The sequence below is a fragment of the Sphingomonas sp. PP-CE-3G-477 genome, from assembly GCF_003050745.1.
Classification (GTDB): Bacteria; Pseudomonadota; Alphaproteobacteria; order Sphingomonadales; family Sphingomonadaceae; genus Sphingomonas.
This window is the reverse complement of sequence record NZ_QAOF01000028.1, coordinates 1-1,835: the sequence shown is the minus strand read 5'-3', so window position 1 is coordinate 1,835 and position 1,835 is coordinate 1. Positions and strand designations below refer to the sequence as shown.

Annotated in this window: 2 protein-coding genes; both read left to right on the top strand. The window is 66.9% G+C overall.

Annotated features, from left to right (window positions below; translation table 11 throughout):
- On the top strand, positions 1-334 hold a 334-nt coding region (locus tag C8J45_RS18780), incomplete at its 5' end, for a tyrosine-type recombinase/integrase (RefSeq protein WP_146168675.1).
- A gap of 7 nt (positions 335-341) precedes the next feature.
- Positions 342-1,535 carry an IS91 family transposase gene (locus C8J45_RS18775; RefSeq protein ID WP_107964661.1) on the top strand — a complete coding sequence of 398 codons (1,194 nt, stop codon included), beginning with the start codon at positions 342-344 and terminating at the stop codon, positions 1,533-1,535.
- Positions 1,536-1,835: the final 300 nt, after the last annotated feature.

The following is a 1,835-nucleotide window of genomic DNA, read 5'->3' as shown; positions in this document are numbered from 1 at the left end:
GCGGCGCAGTGTCCTGTTGCCGCACGGCTGGCTGTTCCCGGGGCGTAGCTACACCGATCCGATCTCGACCAGACAGCTCCACCGCGCCGTTCATGAGGCTGCCGAGGCGGCCGGGATCCGCAAGCGCGTCAGCCCGCACACGCTGCGGCACAGTTTTGCCACCCATCTGCTCGAGCAGGACGTCGACATCCGCGTCATCCAGGTACTGCTCGGGCACAGCAAGCTCGAAACGACCGCGCTCTATACCAAGGTCGCCACGCGCACGATCCATGCGGTGACGGGGCCACTCGACCGGTTGATGGCGCTGATGGAGGGCAAACCACCCGCCGGGTGAGCGCGCGATGCGCACCTCGCTCGAGGTCGCCGACATTTTCCGTGCTGCCGGTCCTGCGTACCGGACCGCCCATGCCGGGCATCTGAGCCTCGACCAGCTCAAGGTCATGTCGGCCATCGAGCATTGCCGCACCGCTGCGCTCGGCGGCCACACCGAGGCATGCACCGACTGCGGACACTGGCGGGTCGCCTATAACTCCTGTCGCAACCGGCATTGTCCCCGGTGCCAGGGTGCGGCCGCGCGCGCATGGCTTGCCGAGCGCGAGGCCGACCTGCTTCCGGTCGGCTATTTCCACGTCGTGTTCACGCTCCCGGCCGAGGTCGCCGACATCGCGTACCAGAACAAGGCTGCAGTCTACGGCCTGCTGTTCCAGGCGGCGTCCGAGACGATGACGACCATCGCCGCTGACCCGAAGCATCTCGGCGCCCGCATCGGCATCACCGCGGTCCTTCACACCTGGGGGTCGGCGATGACCCACCATCCGCACATCCACATGATCGTGCCGGGCGGTGGACTGTCGCCGGACGGCAGCCGCTGGGTGTCGTCACGCCCGGCGTTCCTGCTGCCGGTGCGCGTGCTCGGCAAGCTGTTCCGCCGCCTGTTCCTGACCCGGCTGATGGCGCTGTACGAGACGGGACGGCTCGCGTTCTATGGCAGTCTCGCGGGCCTCGCCGACCGCCGCATCTTCCTGCGACACCTGTCCCCGGTCCGCAAAAAGAACTGGGTCGTTTATGCCAAGCCGCCGTTCGCCGGCCCTCAGGCGGTGCTCGCTTATCTGTCGCGCTACACCCACCGCGTGGCGATCTCGAACAGCCGCCTCGTCCGCTTCGACGAGACCGGGGTGACATTACGCTACAAGAATTACCGCAACGATATCGCCGACCGGCAGCAGCTGATGACGCTGGCCCCTGACGAGTTTATCCGCCGCTTCCTGATCCACGTTCTCCCGAAGGGCTTCCACCGCATCCGCCATTACGGCCTGCTCGCCGGCGCCACCCGCAAGGCTCACCTCGACCACGCCCGCCAACTGCTCGGGGTCGCCCCGCCCGTGGCCGCAGCCGCGCCGACTGAACCCGAGGATGCCCGCCCGCCATGCCCATGCTGCGGCGGACGCATGCTCGTCATCGAAACCTTCGAACGCTGGCGCCAGCCCCGCGCACCGCCGCATGGCACCGACCCGACCGGGACCACCCCGCCATGACCCGGCATGGCTCGCCCTCATTCCGCCGCGCGACCTGTGCGCTTCCGGCGATGATGACGCTCGCGTCGACGATGTCGTCTAGCGCGCTGAACGCCCTTCCACGTCGTTGTTCAAACCCAAATGCAGGCCATGCTTGCCATCTAGAAGCTGCCCTTCAGCCCACCAGTACCCGCCCGGTCGGCCGTTGCATGCCCCTCACACCGACGCGAAAACCGAAAAACCCATAGACCAGCATTTGCGGCCCGCGGCTTCATGCTTTGGAGGATATCGTACATCTACCGATGCCCGATTTCCTTCACA

Coding starts and splice junctions, on each gene's coding strand:
- C8J45_RS18775 (WP_107964661.1), top strand. CDS start 342: ATGCGCACCTCGCTCGAGGTCGCCGACATTTTCCGTGCTGCCGGTCCT.